This window comes from Intestinimonas sp. HCP28S3_D6 (genome assembly GCF_052065695.1).
GTDB lineage: Bacteria > Bacillota > Clostridia > Oscillospirales > Oscillospiraceae > Intestinimonas.
On sequence record NZ_JBQHTM010000089.1, the window covers coordinates 1 to 6,066 of the forward strand.

The 6,066-nt window shown below is 46.8% G+C and carries 9 protein-coding genes and 1 pseudogene; 1 reads left to right on the forward strand and 9 read right to left on the reverse strand.

Annotated features, from left to right (window positions below; genetic code table 11):
* Nucleotides 1-458 precede the first annotated feature (458 nt).
* Genes ACTNBK_RS16460 through ACTNBK_RS16470 form a run of 3 tightly spaced genes read right to left on the reverse strand, consistent with a single transcriptional unit; the run spans nt 459 to nt 1,274 of the window.
* Nucleotides 459-755, reverse strand: coding sequence for a DUF3847 domain-containing protein (locus ACTNBK_RS16460; RefSeq protein ID WP_002584328.1), 297 nt, complete (start codon nt 753-755; stop codon nt 459-461).
* Nucleotides 748-1,089 (reverse strand): DeoR family transcriptional regulator, encoded by a 342-nt coding sequence (locus tag ACTNBK_RS16465; protein WP_002584329.1) that lies wholly within the window; start codon nt 1,087-1,089, stop codon nt 748-750. The genes ACTNBK_RS16460 and ACTNBK_RS16465 overlap by 8 nt, the downstream gene beginning before the upstream one ends.
* On the reverse strand, nt 1,086-1,274 hold the full coding sequence (locus ACTNBK_RS16470) for a hypothetical protein (protein ID WP_002584330.1): 189 nt from the start codon (nt 1,272-1,274) through the stop codon (nt 1,086-1,088). Before ACTNBK_RS16470 ends, ACTNBK_RS16465 begins: the two co-directional genes overlap by 4 nt.
* Nucleotides 1,275-1,757: 483 nt before the next feature.
* Here ACTNBK_RS16470 and ACTNBK_RS16475 point away from each other — a divergent pair, with 483 nt between their 5' ends.
* Nucleotides 1,758-2,564: a helix-turn-helix domain-containing protein gene (locus ACTNBK_RS16475; protein ID WP_002584331.1), complete on the forward strand. Its 807-nt coding sequence runs from the start codon at nt 1,758-1,760 to the stop codon at nt 2,562-2,564.
* A gap of 118 nt (nt 2,565-2,682) precedes the next feature.
* On the opposite strand, the gene ACTNBK_RS16480 is transcribed toward ACTNBK_RS16475, so the two are convergent.
* From ACTNBK_RS16480 to ACTNBK_RS16505, 6 genes and pseudogenes are all read right to left on the reverse strand, one after another.
* Entirely contained in the window at nt 2,683-3,174 is a 492-nt protein-coding gene (locus ACTNBK_RS16480) for a nucleotidyltransferase domain-containing protein (protein ID WP_441147723.1), read from the reverse strand.
* A gap of 51 nt (nt 3,175-3,225) precedes the next feature.
* On the reverse strand, nt 3,226-3,603 hold the full coding sequence (locus tag ACTNBK_RS16485) for a TnpV protein (protein ID WP_002584333.1): 378 nt from the start codon (nt 3,601-3,603) through the stop codon (nt 3,226-3,228).
* Entirely contained in the window at nt 3,563-3,925 is a 363-nt protein-coding gene (locus tag ACTNBK_RS16490; protein ID WP_007887891.1) for a helix-turn-helix domain-containing protein, read from the reverse strand. Before ACTNBK_RS16490 ends, ACTNBK_RS16485 begins: the two co-directional genes overlap by 41 nt.
* A gap of 189 nt (nt 3,926-4,114) precedes the next feature.
* Nucleotides 4,115-5,728: a recombinase family protein gene (locus tag ACTNBK_RS16495; protein WP_009255332.1), complete on the reverse strand. Its 1,614-nt coding sequence runs from the start codon at nt 5,726-5,728 to the stop codon at nt 4,115-4,117.
* 110 nt (nt 5,729-5,838) lie between these two features.
* Nucleotides 5,839-5,940, reverse strand: coding sequence for a transposon-encoded TnpW family protein (locus ACTNBK_RS16500; protein WP_441147726.1), 102 nt, complete (start codon nt 5,938-5,940; stop codon nt 5,839-5,841).
* Between the two features lie 10 nt (nt 5,941-5,950).
* Nucleotides 5,951-6,064 (reverse strand): annotated as a pseudogene (locus ACTNBK_RS16505) (recombinase family protein); the annotation flags it as partial.
* Nucleotides 6,065-6,066: the final 2 nt, after the last annotated feature.

Below are 6,066 nucleotides of genomic sequence, written 5' to 3' on the forward strand. Positions count from 1 at the left end.
CGCAAAGCAGCTCGCTGCCCACAACCGCCGCTCCAATAACTTCCCCATGAGACCTTTGGGTTGGCTTTCTCCTCGAGAGTTCACCGTCCAATATGTTTGACAAACCTACATTATAAAAATTTAACAAATCGCTTATAATACAATCATATAACTTTACGCATTCCTTACTGACCGTAAAATTCCGATTTATTGCTGACTTTATTATACTTTATTGCCTATCGAAAAGATAGCATATTTTATGAAACTTGTCGGCTGGGAACAGCTTGCAACGCAAGGTGTCCCCAGATGACAAGTCCACAAAAGGGTAGCTGGCGGTAGCCAGCGCAGGGGAAGCGTAGCGTCCCCTGTATGATTTGGAGCAGACCATGACTGCGAAAAATCACAGCCCTCCGGCAAGGAGCCTTCGGAGAACGCAATGCACCAACCTTTGGGTGGTGTATAATTGCGCCCTTAGTAAACTAAGGGGTTTCCGGCTTCTCACGTTCCAGCAGTTTCTTCAATAGTTCCTGCGTGTCCTGCCTGTGAAAAATGAGTGTCAACAACAGCATGACATCATCATCTGTCAGGCGTTCCGGCTCTTGCAGAAAACTTTCCAGCATACCGCCACGAGTACAGAGCCGGTGTGTCCGTTCTTTTCGGGTAAGCTGCTTTAGCTGGTGCTGCAATGCCTTTTCATCATTGATGGCTTTCCGCAGTTTCTTTTCACTCTTTTCCAACTCTCGGTTGAGCTTTTCCAGCTTTGAGGTATCAGGCAAGGGCAGCGTCCTCCTTTCCCGGTATCAGCACATAAATCCTGTTTGGTTCTCCAACGCCCTGACGCACTCGCATGATCAGTCCGGCGGTTTCCAGTTCATTCAGAGAACGCTTGACCGTCATGGGGCTGCGGGACAGGACTGCGGCAATGGCTGTGACAGGGAAGCAGATAAACAGGATTCCGTTCTCGTCCTCCTGTCCGTTGGATAGCATAGCGTCCAACATCCGGCAGTACATGACCTTTGCGGTGCTGCTGACTGGAAATCCTGTCAACGCTCTGGGAAAGGGCATACAGGGCGGCAACGGTGTGCCTATCGTCATAAATTCAAAATTCATTCGGTGTGTTCCTCCTTTTTCTTTGCTCTTTTGGATAAATAACGGGGGCAGTCAACCACAACCGCCCGGAAGCTCTGCTTGCACCCATGCTTGCATTTCCGGCATAATTCGTTGTAAGTGACACGCCCCCGGTCATTGAGGTAAAAAGAAAGCTCATGCTTCCTCTTTTTGCTCATTCTCGGCATATTGCGTTTCCTCCCGTTTTAGTGTATAGTTTCGGGGCGATTTTCGGCAAAATTACGGTCATAGAGCCGTCTAAAATCTCCAGAAGTATCAGCAATAGGGTAGACTATCCCCCTATCAGATTGTCGTGTTTCGGTATCATTTCGGTATCAGTTCGCCAGTTCTCCCCGGTGTCGTTCCTCCCCTGAATCTCACAGCGGCGTATTGCTCCCTTTGGTACGCTCGTTTCGGTCAGGGTTCCTCCATATCCCTGCCAAAAGTCATGGCGCTACATCGCCGGGGAAGCATATCCCACACAGGCTGGTCATTCGATTGGAATAATCCATCGATGAACTACCTGTATCATAGAACATTTTTGTGCCCTGTGCCGTATGTCCACAAAGTAGGAATTAAGGGTAAAAATCAGAAATTTCCACGATTGCGGAAAGTATGATATAATCCAGTTAAGCGGCAGTAATGAAACCGCCGGAAAGGAGCGTGCGCCCATGAAAGGAGCGACAAGCATACAGGAACGCCTTTGGGAACTCCGCAAGGACAAAGGCTTAAATCTGGAAGAATTATCAGAGCTGACGGGCATTTCCAAATCAGCTCTTGGCAGTTATGAAAAAGAGGATTATAAGGAAATCAATCATGGCAACCTTATCACGCTGGCAGACTTCTATGGGGTTTCCGTTGATTATCTGCTGTGCCGGACAGAGAACCGGGAGCAGATCAACACGCCACTAACAGAGCTGCATTTGAATGATGAGATGGTGGCACTTCTGAAAGGCGGTCGGATTAACAACCGTCTGCTCTGTGAGCTTGCCACTCATAAGGACTTTATCAAGTTTCTTGCGGACATTGAGATTTATGTAGATGGGATTGCCACCATGCAGATTCAAAACCTCAACGCCCTTGTCGATACTGTCCGGCATGAAATCATTGAACGGTATCGCCCCGGCGAAGACGACCCGCATTTGAAAGTGCTGCAAGCCGCCCATATCAGCGATGATGAATATTTCAGCCACATGGTTCTTGATGACCTCAATCTCATTATCCGGGATATTCGGGAAGCCCACAAAAAGGACAGCGAGAGTGCGCCCCAGACCACCGTTGCCGATGAATTGAAAGAAAATTTGGAAGCGGTTGAAAATTTCAAGGGCAGTCGGGATGAAAAGCTGGTTGTCCTTTACTGCAAGCAGCTCGGCATCAACTATAAAAATCTGTCAGACGAAGAATTTCGCTGGCTCATTCGGATTCTACAAAAATCAAAGAAAACAGGAACTCCTATCAGTCAAAGGAAAAAACGGTAAAGAAAAACCGCTGTTGCATGGTTGTGTTTGCTTCCATGTAGCAGCGGTTGGTGCTATACTTATTCAGTTAAAATTTCAAAGCGATAAAGTGGAATTTATCTTAGAAATTACAGCAATGTTATTTTGATAAACTTTCAAGAATTGAAATATCATGCTTATCTTTATCTCTTAATTCATAACCTGAATGGAAAACTCTTTGGCCTTTTAAGGATATACAAGGAATTGTTTTTCCTTCAAAAAAAACACTACCAAAGTAATCTTTTTCAAACTCATACCAGCCACCCTCTAAATCAGCTTGTTTTGAAGTTCCGTCCTCACTTAAAACGAACGGGTGAATGTCTAAGTAACCAAGTTCATCACTATATAACTCTATTCTAACCGGTTTCCAGTCTGTATCAATTTTATAGCCCAGATTCAAAAGCACATTTAACAATTTTTCCGTATGTTGAGCATCAAAATTTATATCTATATCTCTATGAATTCTTGTTTGTTTACCAGCTAAAATATCTACACCCCATCCGCCATCCAACCAGTATGTAATTCCAGTATTTTCGAATAATTCTATTACTTTCATTAAATCTTCTTTTGTTGTTATTTCTTTTCTACCCATACAAAGTCTCCTTTACAACTTCTAATTTGTAATAATCATTCTACCATACCGTTATGAATAAATCATCTCATGTAAAACAATTTCTTCTGCCCGGTTGTGAATGTTATTGCAACGCTGCACCCATTCCATTTGACGGGTACGCTTCAATTCCTCGGTCACGCCCTCGGCAGCTTTCATCTGCTCCATGATGGTGTCTAACCGTTTCTGTGCCTGTTCGTTCAGGTCTGCAAGATATGTCCACAATTCCCCGGTCAGGGTCAATGTGTGTAATCTGGCTGGGCAGACTTCTCTTAAATATTCCCGGTGCATCCGTCCGTACTTTCCGATGGGGCGGTGTTCCTCCGGCAACTTCAAGTCCGGGATGTAGTAATCTCCAACAAGGATATAATCAATTCCGTTTTCTTTTATTCTTGGTTTCAATTCGCTCATGTTCCTTACCTCCTGTGGAAGCAGGCTCGTCTGGTACTAACTCAATCACATCGGTAATCTCACAATTCAGCGTTTCGCAGATACGGGCTAATGTATCCATGCTGATGTGCTTTCCCTCTTTGCTCATGTTGGCAATCATATTTGTTGTCATACCAGCGGCAAGCCTTAAATCCTCTTTTCTCATATCACGCTCTAACAGTGTGTGCCAGAGTGGTTTATAGCTGATGTGCATATTGTTTTCCTGCCTTTCTATCCATACCACCGGAGCGGCTGCCCCGGCAGGAACTTTTCTCTTATTATAGCACCAATCTTGTGAAATCACAATTTATTCTTGTAGCCTGCCGCTGATACCGTCTGGATTGGCTTTTCCTTTCTTTTTGTTCCCTTTAATTAGCCATGAACTGCTTCATACCCTGGCTCTTTGCTTATGTGTGATAAAGAAGTAATAGAAGTGTAAAAAATTTTGCCGTTCCTATCCGGCACTTGCGCAGGGTGTCGGATAGGTCGGGCTTTATTCTTCGGGCAAGTCAATCTTGCCTACAAAGCTGTAATAAATATCAATGCGCTGGCGGCGTACTTCGTTCTCGTCATACTCACATTCATAAACAACGATTTTCTCCACCATTTCACGCAAAAGAGTGTGTGTCAGTTCTTCGATAGAAAGGTACTTGCGGACAACGCTCATAAACTTTTCAGCGTTTACCGTGGCTTCCTGTGCCTTGTCCAGCTCGCCCTGCAAAGCGGCGGCTCTGTCTTTCAGTTCCCGCTGCTCGGCTTCGTAGTCTGCGGACATTTCCATGAAACGCTCATCACTGATTTTCCCGTTTACATTGTCCTCATACAGACGCTTGATGTAGCGGGAAAGTTCTGCAATGCGGCTCTGCACCTGTTCAAGCTGCTTGGCTGCCGCCGCCAGCTTCCGCTTGCCGCCCATTTCATTCTGCTGGATAAGCAGCTTCACGAACCGGGCTTCGTGCTTCTGTGCATAGGCGGTCACTTTCCGCAGATTGTCCAGCACACCCGCCGTCAAAAGGTCGGTGCGAATGAAGTGCGCCGTACAGTCGGCGGTGCGCTTCTTATAGCTGCCGCAGATGTAGCAATCCTGCTTTCTCTTGTCGGTCTGATACCGCTGCTGGTACATCACATGACCGCAGTCGGCGCAGAACAGCAAGCCGGAGAACAAGCCCACATCATCGTAGCGGTTGGGGCGTTTGCGCTGCTTGCGTAACTCCTGCACCCGTTCCCATGTCTGCAAGTCGATGATTGGCTCATGGTGGTTCTCGAAAATCGCCTGTTTCTCAATGGGATTGTCTATGCTGTGCTTCATCTTGTAGGACGGTTTTTCCGTCTTGAAGTTCACAAGACAGCCTGTGTACTCCCGGTTTTCCAGAAGATGAACAACAGTATTGGTCGCCCACTTACATTCATAGCCGGGGTGGTAGCGGCGTGTGCTGCCTGTGCGCTGGTATTCCAGCGTCCCCGGCGTGGGGATTTGCTGCTCGGTCAGCATACGGGCTATCTTGGTAGGCCCGTTTCCGGCAAGGCAAAGCTGGTAAATCTGCTTGACTACCGGGGCGGCTTCCTCGTCAATGATGAAATTCTCGTCATCGTCCATGAGGTAGCCGTACACGGGCTTGCTGGTAACAGGCTTTCCGCTTAGACCTTTTGCTTTCTTAACTGCCTTGATTTTTTTGCTCGTATCTCTCACCATCCATTCGTTGAAAAGATTACGCAGCGGGGTAAAATCGTTGTCGCCCATTGCGCTGTCCACTCCGTCATTGATAGCGATAAAGCGGACGCCTTTCTGTGGGAAAAGCATTTCTGTGTACATTCCCACTTGGAGATAATTTCGCCCTAAACGTGACATATCCTTGACTATGACTGTGCCGACTTTTCCGGCTTCAATGTCTGCAAGCATGGCTTGAAACCCGGGTCTTTGGAAGTTCGCACCACTATAACCATCGTCCGTGTACCAGCAGAGATTGGTAAAGCCGTTCTGCTTGGCGTAGGTTTCTAAAATGCGCTTTTGGTTGGATATAGAGTTGCTCTCCCCCTGCAATTCATCTTCATGGGATAATCTCGGATAAAGGGCGGTAATAAGGTTTTGGGTTGTCTGTCTTAACATGGTTTCCTCCGTTTCTGACAGCCAGCCCCACTATTCCGTACTTCGATTGTACCACATGGCGGGGCGGCGTGTATAGCGGCAAAATGTGAAAAATGCTTCTTTACCGCCCGTCATATTGCCGATTTTTGTGTAGCAGCTTCCGCTTCCAGCACCTTAGCCATTTTGTCGGCTGCGGTTTCCGTGGCACTCTGCTTGAAAAAGCCGGACACCACAAGAACAGAGTTCCCTAGGGAAGAAGATTTCAATATAGCTGCCGGCTTCGATATAATTTCTTCCCAGTCTGGACAGGTCTTTGGTAATGACACAGCCAATTTTACCGGCCTCAATATCGGCAATCA